Here is a 16,893-nt window from a genome sequence, read left to right on the forward strand (position 1 = left end):
TATAATCCGGTTATTTAATTCTGCACCGCAACGCTGTCAAAAAGACGTAACGTTAACGATGGCTTTAGTGCTGTATTCTGTTGTTGGCTATCCGCGGCTATAGCATCGAACTTTATCTCGGCCATATTAATGGCTACGACCTGATAACCCAGCAAAGTATCGCCGCTTACCACACTGACGAAAACCGGCTTATTGTCCAATATATAAGTAAGGTAGGCGGTTAACTGCGCAGAACGTTCATCTATTGCCAGCACTTTTGGCTGTAAATCAAGTAACGTCTGAGCTTGTTGCTGTGTTGCCGCATCGTCAGTGATCTGTAGCTCAGCTTCAACACCAAAACGTTGACTAAACAGCACTGCAGACTCTTTTGCTGCAGCATTCTGGCGCAAAAATGATGTTGTATTTTGCTGTTCGGCTGAATCGTTACTAACTTTGCGCTGTACATTTAGTTTACCCGTCAACCATATCAGATGGAGGCCAACAACCAGCAAAGGTAATACAACCAGCAACAAACTACTGCGACTAAGCTTTAACATCGATCAGGGCCTCCGGCTTTATCAGCACTACTAAATCGAAGTTTGCGGTGACGGTATCAGAGGCTCGGCTACCTTTTACAATACGTACTGATGACAGTAACGAATAGGGTGGCGTAGATTCCAATGCTGTTAAAAAATTGAACATATGCTGGGGCTTACCCTGCACAAAAATGCTCATAGTCATTACCGTTGCGCCCTCTGAAGAAATTCCACCCGGATTGCGGGTATTCAACTCTACAGTATGCTGCTTCGCCAGTTGCTCTATATGCCGCATAATTGCTACCTGAGCGTCATCGCCTCCCCGCTTGTACCATAAGGAGTCTAATTCGGCAAAGCGTTGCTGTATTAACTGCTGCTGGCTTTCTAACTGCGCGGCCCGCTGCTGAATATTGGCAAAACGCTGCTCGTTATTCTTAAGCTGTGCTATCACTTCTGCTTTTTGCTCAACCCATTGCTGCCATGGGAGAAAGATCAAACGGGCTATAAGCAAAACGGCAATAACGATTAGACCAATACGTTGATTTCGGGTCACATCCCCTCCCCGACTGTCTGTACTTGCGGTATCACCAGGCTAATAGTAAAAAACTCCCTGCCTTTGTTACGCCGAACATTACTGTCAAACTTCACTTCCCGCCATTTAGCGCCCACATTCAAACTAGCCAGCACTTCTGTTGCTGAATCAGCTGAACCACTAAGCTGCAACAAAGCACCACTCATGGCAATGTTCTCCAACACCACATTGTCGGGTATTTGCTGAATAATCGTTGCTATCGTGCTGTTGACCTGAGGATAACGGTCAAACAACTGGCTGTAATCTGCCTGCGTCCTAGCCAGGTTTTCTAATGTTTGTTGGCGGTCGAACAATTTTGACGCGGCTTGTTGCAACTGAGCAACGTTATCCCGCAAACGATTCTCCTGCCAGCTAAGGTAAGCAGATGTACCTGCCATATAAACGCAGGTTACTGCCGCTACAGCAAACATGAACTTTCGCCATGGCACTGAAATACCGGATGACGCCGGCCTGGCGAAACATAAAATGCCCGGTAAATCGCGCCAGTGAATAATTTTGTTTAGGCTCACTGCCTCATTGCGGATAGATAAATTTTCGGCAACAGCCTGAACTTTGGATTGCCCTAATGCATCAAGGAAAAATCGGGGATTAGTCATCAAGCCACCCACTGCAGTGGTATGCAAAGTAGAATCCTTAGCCAGCCAGGCCCAATACTGTGTATCTGACTGCACACAATACAAGGTGTTTGTCTGAAGCAGCTTGTACAAAAGCCAGGTTTCCGGTATTAACAAGCACCACTTCCCAGCTATTTTATCGGTGGTCGCTTTGTCAACCACAGCGTATAAGACCCGGTAAGCGCCATCACCTGAACTAATAATTTTCCACAGCACTTTCGCGTCATTACGGGACAGTACTTTAAGCTCGTTACGTATGATACGCGGTAAATCCAATGCACTGGCACTGTAACGCCGAACATACTCACTGTAAGCGGCCTTGTCCAGAATTAGGGTACGTCTTGACGTTCTCGAACCAGATTCTAACGCTGAGTTAAACCAGGATGGCGCCGTTAACCACTGCTGCAATACTTTCAATTTGCCTCCATCATGACAAACCCGGGTTGTTTTTCAGCGATATACATTATATTGCCGCTACCATATCCTTTGCCAAGAATGAAGGTTTCGCCATAAGCACTGTCTTCAATCTCGGCGTATATACTTACCCTTAGCCTCCTGCTTAAATAAACGTTCATTTCTTCAGAGCGCTCAGGCGTAAGCTGATCAGCGGAAACTTCATCGCCGCGGCGCAAGGCGGCCAGCTGCGTTGCCCGGTACTCGCCAATAAAGGAAGGAAGTATAGCTTCGGGTGAAAAGTCGAAGTTTACCACGGAAGATCCAACAAAAGTAACATAGGGAGCTATCTTCGGCCAATAGGGGTGCATACCTTTTACCAGTTGAAGCTCTTCAACGGTTTGCGGTAAGCCGTTTCTGGGCAGGCCCGGTTGTAGGTAATCACTTTTCTCTGCTCCGTTAAGGTGTAAAAAATCATCGGCATCAAACCAGTCTTCCAGTGCAGCGACTATATGACCCGGCTCCGCGGCTCCGGCATTGTCAAGCACGTTAAACCAGGCGGCTGCATTAAAAGGGTGCACAGCCAGAAGACCGGCCGTATCAAACAGACGAATATCAACGTCCTGCCACTGAAATTGTTCACCCCAGAAATTAAATTTCAAAGGTAAACCCAGCCGTTGGTTTACATCTTGCCCTGGCCGCTCCAGCCATAAAGGTGACGTTAATAATAAATAACTGAGTTCTGCTTTTGCCGTTTCAACTTTTGCTTTTGCCAACAGCAGGTTTTTAGCCTGGCTGGCTACAGCTAAATGACTTCTGGTTTTGTACTGATAAACTGTCACCACAACTGCAATAACAGCACATAGCATTAATACCAGTATTAGCGCTATGCCTTGTTGTGCCTTATTTGCGCTAGCCAATGCTTTCACTCAAAAAAATTCCCAATCTTTCTCTATCACTATTTTCCAACCGTAGCCAATATTCCCGCTCGCCTTCTGCTGTGCTAAGCAACAGCTTTACCCAGCCGGGCAATAAACCTGTTTCAAAGGCATCCACCTTTTTAAACCACTGTGGTTTGCTAACAAGAGCACCTGCTAGCGCCGTTGTCGTTTCGGCGTTTTGCTTTGCTACCAGACTAGGCCAACTAAAATATTCCAGTCTGATCTTATCTGCAGGCGCGATCTCCAGCATATAACTATCACATAGCGTTTTTACATCAAGTTGAGGGTTAACAAACAGTGTATCTGTCAACGTTTGTTCGCAATACACCAGTTGCTTATCACGCATTCCAAGCCAGGCAACGCTTGTTATGCCGGGCTGCTGGAGGCTGGTTGAAGCTACCCAACTGACATCTGTAGCATTACCTTTAAACCATATGCGGTTAGTGTTTGGTGCTACTTCAACGAAATAAGCAAACGCAGCAGATAGCTGATTCTGCCAGGCTTGCGCCAGCTTTGTATCTTGTAAACGAGCACCAAAAGCTGTTTGCTGCCGGTTTAACTGGCCAACATAGTATGAATAAGACGTGCTGGTCAGCGCTAACACTGTGGTCAGGATGAGTATTGATACCAGCATTTCAAGTAATGTTAAACCGCGCTGCTTTTCCACACTGTCTGCCTGAAGTTAAAGCTGAAGTCTTTTTTGTCGGTTACGGTAATATCGTACAGCACAAATATACCTTCTGCCGTTTCGGCAGCACCTGCCTCGGGACTGTATTGAGTAACCCCTGACGCTTGGCTAACGACGGTTGCTGTCCATTGATAAACATTGTCTTGTGACAGTTGAAAGCTGCCTGCTTTTTCTTGAGTGTTTTCCAACTGAAAGCTTATCTTTGCCACAATAGACGGATAATCATTTAAGGTACTGATAAACTTCGCAGCTTGATTTTGCGATGCGATATTCTGCTGAAAAATGGCCGAAACTACCCCTAGCGTCATAAACAAAATCATCGACGCTATCAGCACTTCAATCAGCGTTAACCCATATGGCGTTTTGGTTTTCAATTTTAAGTTTCCATAACGTTTGCCCGATACTGGCATTAAATTCCAGTTTAACGCTGGTGTTTAATGGCAGAAACTCGATGTGTTGCTCTTCAAACGCAATATACTGCAAGTCCAACCGCTGTGTGAAATTGCCACTGTTGGCAACAAGTGCTTTGCCACCAGCGTTAACTGTAACGGGCCTGGATAAAAAAAAGCTGTTGTGCTGCATACGCTGAATAAACAGAGCAGAAAGTTCACGCTCACCGCGATACCTGGCAGCGTCAATTTGCTTAATGGTTAATGGCAAAATAATACTGACACTGAGCGCCATCAGTGCCATAACAACCAGCAACTCAATAAGCGTAAAAGCTTGTTTAAAACGGTACATCAGATGTCGATACGATACTGAGCAGCATGGTTACTACGACTGAACCTACCAGTCCGCCCATAACGATGATTAGAATGGGTTCGAGCATACTGGTAAGTTTTAACGCCCATTGCTCAAAGCGCCAACGTGACCTGTTAGACATCTCAGCAAACACGGTGTCAAGATTACCGCTCTCTTCGCCGACTTTAACCAGTGAAAGCATTACAGGCTCTAAGATGTCTGTAGAAGCCAAAGTGTCGGATAACATACGCCCCTGTGATACTTCATCACGTACGCGGCGTAATTGTCCCTGAATTTTCTCATCAGAACTAATACCCACTGACAGCTTTAATGCCTGCGCAAGTGGCAAACCACTTTGTAACATTAACTGCATTGAAGATATAAACCTGATGCGCTCACTTAACAACAGGCCATTTTTTATGACAGGGGTATGTGTTAAAACGGTACGCAGCATTCTTTGAAACCAGGGCTTGCGGGCATTGGCAATAATAACCACTATTAGCAATACAAAAACCAGCAGGATATAAATCTGGTTGTTGCGCATCCAGGCACTGGTATCAATAAGAAACGCAGTGTAAGCAGGGATATCGCGCATATTTGCGAATAAGCCTTCCATACTTGGCACGATAAAGTTAAATATGGCAAACAACGCGATAAGGCATACCGCAAAAATAAAACCAGGATAAATCATTGCCTGATTAACTTTGCTTTTCAGGTCGTTCTGAAACTTCTGGTTTGCTCCAAGGCGTTCAAGTGTCGTGGCAAGCTGTCCTGACTCTTCGCCAATACGGATCATCTCACAGTACAACGTATTGAAGTATCGCGGAAACATCGCAAATGCAACATTAAGCGGCTTACCGGCTCTTACCTGCTCGGTCATCGTCGCCAACATTTCCGCCGCCACAGGATTAGTATTACTTTGTGACATCATATCCAGGGCACGGTCAAGTTGCACACCGTTTCTCATCAGTAACGATAGCTCGACCGTTATCTGCTCAAGATCAGCATTGCTGATCCGGTTAAATAAACTGGTATCCGCCTTTATCTCTTTTACACTTAACGGCGATAGCTTTTTTGCAATGACCTGAGACAAAGCTTCGGTTTCAGTTTCAGCTCTGATACGCCCCTTTACGCGGGCGCCAGCCTGATCAATAGCAAGATACTCCCAGCTTTGCATTAACCTGCCACCCGAATAACTTCATCATAAGTTGTAATACCTTTGAGCACTTTTAACAAACCATCTTGTTTCAGTGTTCTTAGCCCATGCTGAAGTCGATACTCGCGGATCTTCTTGATAAAGTTCTGATCTTTCGGCATGGCTTGTATATCTTCATTGTTTGGCAAATACTCCAGAATGGCTACACGCCCAGCATAGCCAGTGCCACCGCACCGTTCGCAGCCTTTACCACGGCAAATAGTTGGAGCTTCTATCAGCTTATCGATTACAAACTGCACCTCTGCCTGCTGCAATATTGACGCTGCATTTTGGTCTGCTTCTTTGCAATCGGGGCAAATGGCGCGTACTAACCGCTGAGCCATAACTGATATGACAGACGCATTAAGCAGAAACTCCTCAACGCCTAAGTCCAGTAACCGGGTAAAGGTTGTCGGAGCATCGTTGGTGTGAACAGTACTAAACACCAGGTGTCCGGTTAATGCAGACTGCATGGCGATACGTGCAGTTTCGTGGTCCCGGATTTCGCCTACCATAATAATGTCAGGGTCTTGCCGGACGATACTTCTTAAGCCTTTAGCAAAATCAAAACCGATATCGCTGTTAACCTGAACCTGGTTTATACCCGCCAACTGATACTCTATCGGATCTTCCAGCGTAACAATTTTCACCGCTGGCGTATTTAACTGCGATAAGAATGAGTACAAACTGGTTGTTTTACCCGACCCGGTAGGGCCTGTCATTAAAATGACGCCTGTTGTTCTTGTCAGGTCTTGTTGAATACGCTCGATTAAGTCAGTTTCATAGCCTGCTTTAGTCAATGAGAAACTTACAGATTCTTTTAACAAGAACCGCATAACTAAACTCTCGCCCTCTCCCAATGGCAAAGACGACACACGGATATCAAGCTCCTTTCCCGCGACACTGGTTTCAATCTTGCCATCTTGTGGCTTGCGCCGTTCTGCTATATCCATCCCCGAGATAATTTTAATCCGGGACAATACGCCAAGTTGCAAATCAAGTGGAATGGTATCGCTCTGGTGCAGTATACCGTCGACTCTATAACGCACGCGATAGCGACCATTAAACGGCTCTATATGCATATCAGACGCACGTAACTTAATACCCCTTACTATCAGGGTATTAACCAAGTTTACGGTAGGAGCTCCGAAAGCAAGTTCGCGTAGACGTTCAAGTTCATTACCACCTTCCACAGCATGATGCTGCTCGGACTGCTTTTTGGCAATAATCTGCGCTCGTAGTGCATCCAAGTGTGACTGCCGACACAGATGAATACTTAAACGGTGTTTAAAAGCATCAAAACTGTCGTAAACCCGCAGATCAAAGGGATCGACGACAGCCAGCTCAACTTTATTATCAATACAACGGTAGGGTAATGCGCCAGATTCGAATGCGTTGTCAAGGTCAAAGGTAGCGAGAAACTCTAAATCCAGTTCAATTTGCTCACTGAGCGATTCAAATAAAGGTAAGTTCAGATATGATGAATAAATCTCCGCAAGATCGTCTTTCTGGATAACCCCTAGGTTAACCAGTATATGTTCTATTCTTCCTCCTAGCTGCGACTGGTAATCAATAGCTCTTTTTAGCTGACTCTCTGACACCACTCCTAATTCGAGGATATGATCTGCAATCGACTTATTCATAAATTCCGTCTAATTATTTGTAAATAATATCAGCATTATCACCTTCTCCGCCCTCTACACCATCGGCGGCAAAGCTGAGTAGGTCATAAGCTTCAATCTCTCCGGGGATCCGGTAAACATAAGGAGCGCCCCAGGGATCAAGAGGTACTTCCCTTGGTAAATAAGGACCATCCCAGCCACGCCGATCTGAGGTTCTGAGTTCGTCAAGCCGATCGGGATAACGACCGACATCCAAACGAAATGCATCAAGCGACGTTGCTAACATTTGCATTTGTGCCACGGCCGTATTCCGTTTCGAAGAGTCAACTTTAGAGAACATTGTCGGCGCGACTAAAGATGCCAGCAGTCCCAAAATAACCATAACAATTAGTAATTCAATAAGCGTAAAGCCACGCATTTTTTTACTGCACTGAACATCTAACATCACTATTCAATCTCCTGCGTTACGGGGCCTGCGGCCGATTTAGAATGCATTATAGGGTAAAAGTTCAGCCCGTTACCGGGCTTCAGGTTATAAACCATTGATGGCGGCTATCGCAACGGCACTTTGGTAGAAAATTTGTGTTACCTGACTCCACAGGCTGAGGCTATCTTTGTATTCGGTATCCAGTGGCACCACTATGGTATCACCCGGGCTAAGTTGATCTCTGGATACACTAAACCAGCTATTTTGCTGTGGTAACATCACAGATCCATCTGCACGGATCACATATACTCGGTCAGAATCAGCCCGTTTGCGAAAACCGCCCGCTTGCTGCAGATAATATTCCAGCGATTTATTATCACTAAATCTGTGGCTGCTAGCATGCTGTACTTCGCCCACCACAGTAATGGCACTGTTGTGGCGCGGAATATACAGCACATCGCCGTTCTCCACATTAATATCGGCGGCAGGATTTTCAGCCACTATACTGGGCAAGTCAATGACCAGACGGCCCACCGGCTGTTGCTTTTCAATTTCTTTGATCATTGCCACTGCATCTGCCGGGCTGATCAAGCTTTTTTCAGCGGATAGTGCTCTTGACGCGACATCAGCCCGCAGTTGTTCTATCAGTTTACGCATTTGCAGCGTTTCACGCTCACGCACCTGTTCACGGGTAAAAACTGCTCCACTGGCGAAGGCTCGGCTAGTCAAACCACCAGCACGCCTTATTAATGAGCTGAGGGACTCACCCCGCTGCACCGTATAACGACCAGGAAATTTAACTTCTCCGCGAATTTCAACACTGCGTTGCATATTCCAATCAGGTATCGCAAAAATGTTAAGGGTGTCACGGCTGTGCAAACTGATATTTTGTTCACCGCTTAATACCTGTTGCAAAGCGATATCCAGATGCTGTACCTCGACTCCGGCCTGATCCAGATTGTTAGCCATAATACGTGTAAGCTCAGCACGTCCAAAATGGGCAGAATCTTTTAAACCACCGGCAGCATAAATAAGCTGAGCAACACCGGCATTTTGCGCCAACGGATATTCACCACCAACTAGCACTTCGCCCTGCACATTAACTATTTGCGGCACTTGTCCATTGCGCGCTTGACGCTTCAGCTTATCCAGCACCGGATAAAGTAATTCACGTCGGGTTAGATGTTGTGACAATGTTAGTAAAGCAGGATCATATAGCACACGGTTTAATTGGCTTTGCATAGTTTGTTGCAAAGCTTTTTTCTGCTCAACGACCAAAGCTTCATAAGAGAACGGCACCAGCTCGTCGTCCAGCTGTAATCCATTCGGTGCAATACGCTGGCTAATATTGTCGTTAATAAGATGTTCTGCAATTATCGTCGAGTTAGTGTCTGCAGTATCCGCCAGCACGCTGGAAAAAGCTTCATCTGCCAGATTCTCATTGGCAAGCCAGCGCTCCATTTCCGGTAGCTCAAAGCGCGCTTTTAATACTTCACTGAGCTGTTTGTTTAAAACGGCCCGATCAAAAGTAGTATTGCCATAGTGAAATACTAACAAGGTGTCGCCAGCGTTAAGTGGCAAGTTATGTACTGAATCTGGCTGACTGATTGCCTCACCCAGATCAAACTGAAGCACTGAAAGATCGCCCTGCTTATTGGTTTCACGCAGTACTAAGGCATAATCTAAATCTACCGTGATATGTAAATCAGACCAGATAGAGCCCAGCAGATTGCTCACCCTAATCCCCTTATACCAAGCAAAAACGCCCGGCCGCACTACAGCACCGGCAACAGTAATACGGTTTTCAATGCGAGGCGATGCCAAACCAATACGAAGCACATCCCCACTCTTAACCGGCAAGGTGCTATTTGTTTTATCAGTGAGATCGATATTCTTCAATGTGCGAACGCTTTGCTCGTTAAAACGTTCCAGCACAGCAGATTGCTGATAACCGCCTTCTTTTACACCACCAGCCATAGCTAACAAACTGGTCAGCGTATCTTCAGCGGTAACTTCAAATAATGCCGGGCGTCGTACCTCGCCTTTTACTTCCGCAATAGCCCGCACCGGTGCAATAAACACTACGTCGCCATTTTGCAAGTGTACATCTTGACGGGCATTGCCATGGAGCAGCAAGTCGTATAAATCAAAACTGGCGACCTGAGCGCCACTGCGCTGCACCCGGATATCCCGCAGGCTACCAATATCACTGACGCCTCCAGCAATAAAGAGTGCCTGGGTTACGGATGTCAGTGCTGAAACCGTATAACTACCTGGGTGCTTTGCTTCGCCGGCAACAAAAATATTGATAGTACGCAGCGTGCCCATACTGACTGCTGCCTCAACGCCCAACAGGCTTTTCTTAACATGGTTCTGAACAAGATCTTTGGTCTCATTAAAGGTTAGCCCTGCTATGCTAAGGTTACCCAACTCGGGAATTTGTAACTCTCCTTCGCGGGTAACGGTCAAATCATATTGAGCGTTGACCTTGCCATACAGTTGCAGTTTAATTGTATCGTCTGGCCCGAGAATATAGTTGTCAGGCACCGGTATTGTTGCGGTAGGCGCAAAAGTACTGATTTCAGAGTCAAACAGATTCATACCAAACCGTTTTGGTCCTTCATCTTCTTCTTTCTGTTCGAGTTGCAAATCAAGTTGTTGTTCATTAAGCGCCCGTTGCTTGGGAGTAAGCTGCATTCCTTGCTGATTTTTATTGTCTGTGGCGGAGGTGTTATTTTGGTTTAACTGATTTATTTGGTTTAAATCAAAACCGTACTCTTTAGCCAGCCGTTCCTGCTCAACTCGTGGTAATTGTTTTAGCTGCTCTATCATAGCAGGTGACGGAGTAACAGCGCTGGCAGGGGTAGTAATGACCACAGCGGACAGTACCAATAATACAACTCTAAACAATCTCAACACATTATTACTCCATTTAACCTTTTGCCTGCATAAAGTCCTGACAGCTCTCCATCGCAGACACCGGCTGCGCATTCCGGTTTAAGGTTGATAATTTTCTGAAAAACCAACGTATTCTAACGAGTTTTATGACATTAATCGAATGTTATTGTACCGTGCTAGACGCTCTATCAACTGCCCGTTGCAAATACCACTTTACGGTCTTTTTCAAGCCTGAACTAAAGTTTTCTGCCGGCCGCCAACCTATCTGTTGCTGGATTTTATTACTATTAACCGCATAACGCACATCGTGGCCCGGCCGATCTGTGACAAAACTGATTTGTTGCCGATAACTGCCCACAGCTAACGGCTTAATTTCATCAAGCAGCAGGCAAATCTGAGTTACTACATTAATATTTTGCATCTCACTATTTCCACCGATGTTGTAACTTTCACCCACGCCGCCTTTAGTAAGCGCAAGATAAAGCGCCTGCGCGTGATCTTCTACAAATAACCAGTCCCTGATCTGCTTACCGTCGCCATAAACAGGGATAGGTAAACCATTAAGTGCTTTATAAATAGTGTTGGGTATCAGCTTTTCGGCATGCTGCCAGGGCCCATAGTTATTAGAACAGTTAGTTAGAATTACCGGTAAGCCGTAAGTGCGGCTCCAGGCATTAACCAAATGATCGCTGGCGGCTTTACTGGCGGCGTAAGGGCTACTTGGTGAATATGCGGTTTGTTCGGTAAATGCTTCTGCGTCAGCTGTTGCTAAATCACCATAAACCTCATCGGTAGAAATATGATGAAAACGAAATGCACGCTTTCTGATATCGGGCAACTGCTGCCAGTATGAGCGGGTGGTTTCAAGTAGGTTAAAAGTACCGTGAATATTTGTATCTATAAAAGCACCTGCTGCTGCAATAGAGTTATCAACATGGCTTTCGGCAGCCAGATGCATTATGGCATCTGGCTGAAATTGCCTGAACACCTGCTCCATGGCTGCTAAATCACAAATATCACTGTGAACAAAATGGTAGCGGGGTGATGCTGAACACTTTGCCAACGCCTGCGGCGAAGCTGCATAGGTAAGTTTATCGACATTGACGACAATGTGCTCAGTATTGGCAATTATATAACGTATAACGGCTGAACCAATAAAGCCACAACCACCAGTGATCAATATTATCATTGTGCTTCCTTAGCAAGTTGTTTTAACGCCGCTTGCCAATTAAGTACCTGCAAACTAAAACATGCTACAAAATGGCTACTGTCGAGCACCGAGTAGCTGGGCCGTTTAACGCTCGCTGCCCAGCTTGCTGTAGAGGTACGTGCCACACCGGCTTGCAAGTTATGGCTTGCTGCTATCGCTTGGGCAAACTGATACCAACTGACGGCTGGCGTACCGCTGAGATGGTAAACGCCGTAGTTTAGGGAGCCATGCACTGAATAATATTGCAGTAATTGCATAAGCCGCAATGCAAGATCACCCGCATAAGTTGGGCAGCCAAACTGGTCATCAACGACTGTTACAGGTTGCCCTAAACGCAGTTTCTCTAACACCGTGCTGTAAAAATTGCGGCCAAACTCGCTAAACAGCCAACTGGTACGGACAATTACATATTTGCTGCAGTTCGCCTGTATTGCCTGCTCGGCAAACCATTTTGATTTGCCATACACATTTAAAGGCGCAGGAGCATCCTTTTCGGTATAAGGTGTATGGCTATCACCACTGAAGACATAATCGGTAGATAATTGCACCAGTAAGCAGTTATTAAGCTGACATAACTGCGCCAGCTGGCGCACCGCCTCAGTGTTTACAGCATAGCAAAGCTCCAGTTGCTGCTCGGCAAGCTCTACCGCAGTAAAAGCGGCACAATTAATGACCACATCAGGCTGATGCAGCTTAAACTGCTCTGCAATTGCGGCAGTATCCGTAATATCAAGCTGCTGGCGATTCAATGCCACCCCATCAAAGGTACACCATAGTGGTTGCGCCAGAAATGCCCTGCCTAGCTGGCCATCTGCTCCCAGTAAGAGTATTTTCATTCTGGTTTGCCTAACGTTGCCATGGCCTGAGCAAAAGAGGGGGCGCTGGCATCCTTAGCTGACAGATGCAGCGGCGATGCTGGCCAGTGAATTGCCAGTTTGGGGTCATTCCAGCTAAAGCTGCCCTCACAAGCGACATTGTAGTAACTACTGGTTTTATAGATAACGTCGGCAACGTCAGACAGCACTAAAAAACCGTGAGCAAAACCAGGTGGTAACCATAGATGAGTGGCATTATTTTCGGATAATACAACTGCCTGCCACTGGCCAAAACTAGCCGAGTCTTTGCGGATATCTACCGCAACATCGTAAATTTCGCCTCGTATTACGCTGATCAACTTGCCCTGAGGTAAAGTGTGTTGAAAATGCATACCGCGAAGTACACCCTTTATCGAGCGTGACCAGTTGTCCTGCACTAACTCGTCATTAATGCCTGCCTGGCGATAATCGGCTGCGCGAAAATTTTCCTGAAAAAAACCGCGTTGGTCGCTAAAACGAGTAGGTTCTATAAGCAAACAATCTGGCAGTTCAGCTGCTGTTACTTTCATTTTCACAGGTTCTATAAGCAAACAATCTGGCAGTTCAGCTGCTGTTACTTTCATTTTCACAGGTTCTATAAAACAAAACGCCGATTATAAAGCATCGGCGTTATGGGCAGAAAGCACCAATTTAGCAACTACAAGCGTAAATCGCTGTCGGTGGTGCTGAGTACGTATTTCAGATCGTATAAAATACTGCCTTCTTTACCCAAAGCGCGAATACCGGCTGCGCCCATGTCACGGAATTGCTTGTGCCCTACCGCCAGAATCACTGCATCGTAACTGCCGGTTTCTGGCTGCACAATTGGCGTTATGCCATATTCATGCTCTGCTTCAGCTGCATCTACCCAGGGGTCGAATACATCTGCAACAACGCCATACTCTTTTAGCTCTGCCAGAATATCGACCACCTTAGTGTTGCGGATGTCCGGGCAGTTCTCTTTAAACGTCAAACCCATTACCAGCACTTTGGCACCGCTTACCTGAATACAGCGCTTAATCATTGCTTTGACCAGTTGGCTTATCACATAACGGCCCATGCTGTCATTTATACGCCGTCCTGCCAGAATAACCTCAGGGTTATAACCTATCGCCTGCGCTTTATGGGTTAAGTAATACGGGTCTACCCCAATACAGTGCCCACCAACCAGGCCCGGCCGAAACGGCAGGAAGTTCCATTTGGTACCCGCGGCAAGCAGCACTTCCTCGGTATCAATACCCAGCTTATTAAAAATAACCGCCAGCTCGTTGATTAGTGCGATGTTCAGATCGCGCTGGGTGTTTTCGATAACTTTTGCCGCTTCGGCTACGCGGATTGAGCTGGCTTTATAGGTGCCAGCGGTAATGATGCTGCCGTACAGGCTATCGACAAATTCTGCGATTTGCGGTGTTGAACCAGAGGTAACTTTTTTAATCGTCGTTACGCGGTGCTCTTTATCGCCCGGGTTAATACGTTCCGGGCTGTAACCGGCAAAAAAATCCACATTGTATTTAAGGCCAGACACGCGTTCGATAACAGGAATACAGTCTTCTTCTGTGGCGCCCGGGTAAACCGTTGACTCGTACACGACGATATCGCCTTTCTTAATCACTTTACCCAAAGTTTCAGAGGCTTTAATCAGTGGGGTTAAATCGGGCTGACGGTGTTTGTCTATTGGGGTCGGCACCGTAACAATAAATACATTGGCGCTGCGTAAATCGTCCAGTTCACAACTGTAGCGCAGCTTGTCGGCTTGTTTTAACTCTTCGCTACTGACTTCCAGCGTATGGTCTTCGCCATTGTTCAGCTCTGCAATACGGGCTTTGTTAATATCAAACCCCAAAGTGGCATAGTGCTTACCAAACTCAACTGCCAATGGCAGGCCGACATAACCTAAACCAATAATGGCAATCTGACTGTCTGCAATATTCTTCATCTTGAACATCCTGTGTAATTCCGTTTACGGGAGAAATTAGCTTTTACTATAGCTGTGTTGCTGAATATACCATGGCATCGCCAGCGAAAGGCCTTCGCGGATGCGATACTGTGGGGTATAACCCAACATATGCTGTGCTTTACTGATGTCGGCCTGAGAGTGGCGCACATCACCAGCACGGAAATCGCCATATTGTGCTGTCTTTTGGTAATGAATGCCATTGTCAGCCAAACTGTCTGCAATGGCAGCAAATAATTCATTCAATGTAGTACGATCACCCAGTGCAACGTTAAATACCTCTGAATGTTCGATATCTGCCAGTGCTGCACGTATGTTCGCCTGCACGGCATTGTCGACAAAGCAAAAATCACGGCTGGTTTCGCCATCGCCGTTAATCATAACGTTCTGATCGGCAATCATGGCTGCAGTCCATTTCGGAATCACTGCGGCATAAGCGCCATTGGGATCCTGCCTTGGGCCGAATACATTAAAATAGCGCAGGCCTATGCTGTGAAAACCGTAACTGCGGGAGAATACATCTGCATACAGCTCATTGACGTATTTCGTCACAGCGTAAGGCGACAGTGGCTTACCAATCGCATCTTCGACTTTGGGCAGCGCCGGGTGGTCACCATAGGTTGAGCTGGATGCAGCGTAAACAAAGCGCTTAACGCCGGCATCATGCGCGGCTAAAAGCATGTTTAAAAAGCCGCTGATATTGGTATCGTTACTGGTAACAGGGTCTGCAATTGAACGCGGCACAGAACCAAGTGCAGCCTGATGCAACACATAATCGACATCGCTACATGCCTGCTGGCAATCTGCCAGATTACAAATATCGCCTTTGATAAAGCTAAAATTAGCCCACTGCTGCGGACTGACCAGTTGCTGTACTTCATCAAGGTTACGCTGGTAGCCGGTCGCAAAGTTATCCAACCCCACTACCTGCTGGTTTGCTTTTAATAACGTTTCCAGCAAATTAGAACCGATAAAACCTGCACAGCCGGTAATTAACCAACGTTTTGGGGAAGCTTGCAGGTTTTGCAGAATATCCATATTCACTACTCCGGATGTCAGTTTTTCACACTGACGTCTGATCTTATTGCATCAATAATACGCTGACAGGCTTTGCCATCGCCATAGGGATTGTGCGCAAAGCTCATACTATCGTAATACGCTTTATCAGTCAGCAGTTTAGTGACTTCGCTGATAATAACCTGAGTATCGGTACCCACCAGTTTGACGGTACCAGCTTCCACCGCCTCAGGGCGCTCGGTGGTGTCGCGCATCACCAGCACCGGTTTACCCAGTGACGGGGCTTCTTCCTGGATGCCACCCGAATCGGTCAGTACCAGTGTACTGCGGCTCATCAGATAGACAAACGGCAGATAATCCTGCGGCTCTATCAGATGGATATTATTGGCATCTGACAGCAGACGGAATACCGGCTCGCGCACATTCGGGTTTAAATGCACCGGATAAACAATGTCGCAATCGGCAAACTGCTGCGACAGCTGCTTAAGCGCTGCACAGATGTTCTCAAAACCACCACCAAAGCTTTCACGCCGGTGACCGGTAACCAGAATAAGCCGCCTGCCATTTTGGCCATATGGAAACTTAGCCGCAAATTGCTGGCTTAACTGCTGGTCACTGTCAATTTTCGCTACCACCTGCAGCAGTGCATCAATAACAGTGTTACCGGTAACGAAAATATCCGCCGGTTTCACTTGCTCATTTAACAGGTTTTGCTCAGACGTTTTGGTTGGCGCAAAATGGAAACGGGTAATGGCGCCGGTCAGCTTACGGTTCGCCTCTTCCGGCCAGGGGCTGTAAATATTACCGGTACGCAAACCGGCTTCAACATGGCCAACGGCAATTTTCTCGTAATAGCACGCCAGGGCCGCAGCAAAAGTCGTGCTGGTGTCACCGTGCACCAGTACAACGTCGGGTTTAAAATCACGCAGCACCGGCTTAATATTCAGCAGTATGCTGGTGGTCACATCATATAAATCCTGACCGGCCTTCATAATAGCCAGATCATATTCGGGCTCGATATCAAATAACTGCAATACCTGATCCAGCATTTCCCGGTGCTGACCGGTGACACATACCCGGCTATCGATATCTGCCTGCTGTTTCAGCAGGTTTACCAGCGGCGCCATTTTTATCGCCTCTGGCCGGGTGCCAAATACACTAAGAACTTTAATCATCACAGATCCTTGTTGCAGCAATGGCGTAAAGCTTACCAAAAGCGCTTTTAAAGCGAT

General features: G+C 46.6%; 17 protein-coding genes. All 17 read right to left on the minus strand.

Annotation, left to right across the window (positions count from 1 at the left end):
* Positions 1-14: 14 nt before the first annotated feature.
* Positions 15-536: a hypothetical protein gene (locus AC5SV9_RS03230; protein ID WP_475152795.1), complete on the minus strand. Its 522-nt coding sequence runs from the start codon at positions 534-536 to the stop codon at positions 15-17.
* On the minus strand, positions 523-1,068 hold the full coding sequence (locus AC5SV9_RS03235; protein ID WP_475152794.1) for a hypothetical protein: 546 nt from the start codon (positions 1,066-1,068) through the stop codon (positions 523-525). Before AC5SV9_RS03235 ends, AC5SV9_RS03230 begins: the two co-directional genes overlap by 14 nt.
* Positions 1,065-2,138 (minus strand): hypothetical protein, encoded by a 1,074-nt coding sequence (locus tag AC5SV9_RS03240; protein WP_475152791.1) that lies wholly within the window; start codon positions 2,136-2,138, stop codon positions 1,065-1,067. The genes AC5SV9_RS03235 and AC5SV9_RS03240 overlap by 4 nt, the downstream gene beginning before the upstream one ends.
* Positions 2,135-3,043, minus strand: coding sequence for a type II secretion system minor pseudopilin (locus AC5SV9_RS03245; protein ID WP_475152790.1), 909 nt, complete (start codon positions 3,041-3,043; stop codon positions 2,135-2,137). Before AC5SV9_RS03245 ends, AC5SV9_RS03240 begins: the two co-directional genes overlap by 4 nt.
* Positions 3,027-3,722 (minus strand): type II secretion system protein, encoded by a 696-nt coding sequence (locus tag AC5SV9_RS03250; protein ID WP_475152789.1) that lies wholly within the window; start codon positions 3,720-3,722, stop codon positions 3,027-3,029. The genes AC5SV9_RS03245 and AC5SV9_RS03250 overlap by 17 nt, the downstream gene beginning before the upstream one ends.
* A complete protein-coding gene (locus AC5SV9_RS03255; RefSeq protein WP_475152786.1) occupies positions 3,701-4,117 on the minus strand; it encodes a PulJ/GspJ family protein in 417 nt (138 codons plus the stop codon). Before AC5SV9_RS03255 ends, AC5SV9_RS03250 begins: the two co-directional genes overlap by 22 nt.
* Complete coding sequence (locus tag AC5SV9_RS03260) at positions 4,080-4,484, minus strand: type II secretion system protein (protein ID WP_475152784.1); 405 nt, start codon at positions 4,482-4,484, stop codon at positions 4,080-4,082. The genes AC5SV9_RS03255 and AC5SV9_RS03260 overlap by 38 nt, the downstream gene beginning before the upstream one ends.
* Positions 4,471-5,661 carry a type II secretion system F family protein gene (locus tag AC5SV9_RS03265; RefSeq protein WP_475152782.1) on the minus strand — a complete coding sequence of 397 codons (1,191 nt, stop codon included), beginning with the start codon at positions 5,659-5,661 and terminating at the stop codon, positions 4,471-4,473. The genes AC5SV9_RS03260 and AC5SV9_RS03265 overlap by 14 nt, the downstream gene beginning before the upstream one ends.
* Positions 5,661-7,322, minus strand: coding sequence for a GspE/PulE family protein (locus AC5SV9_RS03270; RefSeq protein WP_475152781.1), 1,662 nt, complete (start codon positions 7,320-7,322; stop codon positions 5,661-5,663). Before AC5SV9_RS03270 ends, AC5SV9_RS03265 begins: the two co-directional genes overlap by 1 nt.
* Before the next feature lie 13 nt (positions 7,323-7,335).
* A complete protein-coding gene (gspG, locus tag AC5SV9_RS03275) occupies positions 7,336-7,746 on the minus strand; it encodes a type II secretion system major pseudopilin GspG (RefSeq protein ID WP_475152952.1) in 411 nt (136 codons plus the stop codon).
* 87 nt (positions 7,747-7,833) lie between these two features.
* Positions 7,834-10,647, minus strand: coding sequence for an SLBB domain-containing protein (locus AC5SV9_RS03280; protein WP_475152778.1), 2,814 nt, complete (start codon positions 10,645-10,647; stop codon positions 7,834-7,836).
* Positions 10,648-10,789: 142 nt separating this feature from the next.
* Positions 10,790-11,815 carry a dTDP-glucose 4,6-dehydratase gene (gene rfbB / locus AC5SV9_RS03285; protein ID WP_475152777.1) on the minus strand — a complete coding sequence of 342 codons (1,026 nt, stop codon included), beginning with the start codon at positions 11,813-11,815 and terminating at the stop codon, positions 10,790-10,792.
* Positions 11,812-12,672: a dTDP-4-dehydrorhamnose reductase gene (gene rfbD / locus AC5SV9_RS03290; protein ID WP_475152774.1), complete on the minus strand. Its 861-nt coding sequence runs from the start codon at positions 12,670-12,672 to the stop codon at positions 11,812-11,814. The genes rfbB and rfbD overlap by 4 nt, the downstream gene beginning before the upstream one ends.
* Positions 12,669-13,220 carry a dTDP-4-dehydrorhamnose 3,5-epimerase gene (rfbC, locus tag AC5SV9_RS03295; RefSeq protein WP_475152773.1) on the minus strand — a complete coding sequence of 184 codons (552 nt, stop codon included), beginning with the start codon at positions 13,218-13,220 and terminating at the stop codon, positions 12,669-12,671. The genes rfbD and rfbC overlap by 4 nt, the downstream gene beginning before the upstream one ends.
* 128 nt (positions 13,221-13,348) lie before the next feature.
* A complete protein-coding gene (gene tviB, locus AC5SV9_RS03300) occupies positions 13,349-14,626 on the minus strand; it encodes a Vi polysaccharide biosynthesis UDP-N-acetylglucosamine C-6 dehydrogenase TviB (protein ID WP_475152771.1) in 1,278 nt (425 codons plus the stop codon).
* 36 nt (positions 14,627-14,662) lie between these two features.
* The gene (locus tag AC5SV9_RS03305) at positions 14,663-15,682 is read right to left on the minus strand and encodes an SDR family oxidoreductase (RefSeq protein WP_475152769.1); all 1,020 of its coding nucleotides are present in this window, start codon (positions 15,680-15,682) and stop codon (positions 14,663-14,665) included.
* A gap of 17 nt (positions 15,683-15,699) precedes the next feature.
* On the minus strand, positions 15,700-16,836 hold the full coding sequence (gene wecB, locus AC5SV9_RS03310) for a non-hydrolyzing UDP-N-acetylglucosamine 2-epimerase (RefSeq protein ID WP_475152766.1): 1,137 nt from the start codon (positions 16,834-16,836) through the stop codon (positions 15,700-15,702).
* Between the last annotated feature and the right edge of the window lie 57 nt (positions 16,837-16,893).

This window comes from Rheinheimera sp. ATLC3, assembly GCF_059429535.1.

What these genes read in the sequence shown, in the direction of transcription:
- AC5SV9_RS03230 (WP_475152795.1), bottom strand. Translation starts at nt 536, where the DNA reads ATGTTAAAGCTTAGTCGCAGTAGTTTGTTGCTGGTTGTATTACCTTTG.
- AC5SV9_RS03260 (WP_475152784.1), bottom strand. Translation starts at nt 4,484, where the DNA reads ATGTACCGTTTTAAACAAGCTTTTACGCTTATTGAGTTGCTGGTTGTT.
- AC5SV9_RS03265 (WP_475152782.1), bottom strand. Translation starts at nt 5,661, where the DNA reads ATGCAAAGCTGGGAGTATCTTGCTATTGATCAGGCTGGCGCCCGCGTA.
- AC5SV9_RS03270 (WP_475152781.1), bottom strand. Translation starts at nt 7,322, where the DNA reads ATGAATAAGTCGATTGCAGATCATATCCTCGAATTAGGAGTGGTGTCA.
- gspG (WP_475152952.1), bottom strand. Translation starts at nt 7,746, where the DNA reads ATGTTAGATGTTCAGTGCAGTAAAAAAATGCGTGGCTTTACGCTTATT.
- rfbB (WP_475152777.1), bottom strand. Translation starts at nt 11,815, where the DNA reads ATGATAATATTGATCACTGGTGGTTGTGGCTTTATTGGTTCAGCCGTT.
- rfbD (WP_475152774.1), bottom strand. Translation starts at nt 12,672, where the DNA reads ATGAAAATACTCTTACTGGGAGCAGATGGCCAGCTAGGCAGGGCATTT.
- rfbC (WP_475152773.1), bottom strand. Translation starts at nt 13,220, where the DNA reads ATGAAAGTAACAGCAGCTGAACTGCCAGATTGTTTGCTTATAGAACCT.
- tviB (WP_475152771.1), bottom strand. Translation starts at nt 14,626, where the DNA reads ATGAAGAATATTGCAGACAGTCAGATTGCCATTATTGGTTTAGGTTAT.
- AC5SV9_RS03305 (WP_475152769.1), bottom strand. Translation starts at nt 15,682, where the DNA reads ATGGATATTCTGCAAAACCTGCAAGCTTCCCCAAAACGTTGGTTAATT.
- wecB (WP_475152766.1), bottom strand. Translation starts at nt 16,836, where the DNA reads ATGATTAAAGTTCTTAGTGTATTTGGCACCCGGCCAGAGGCGATAAAA.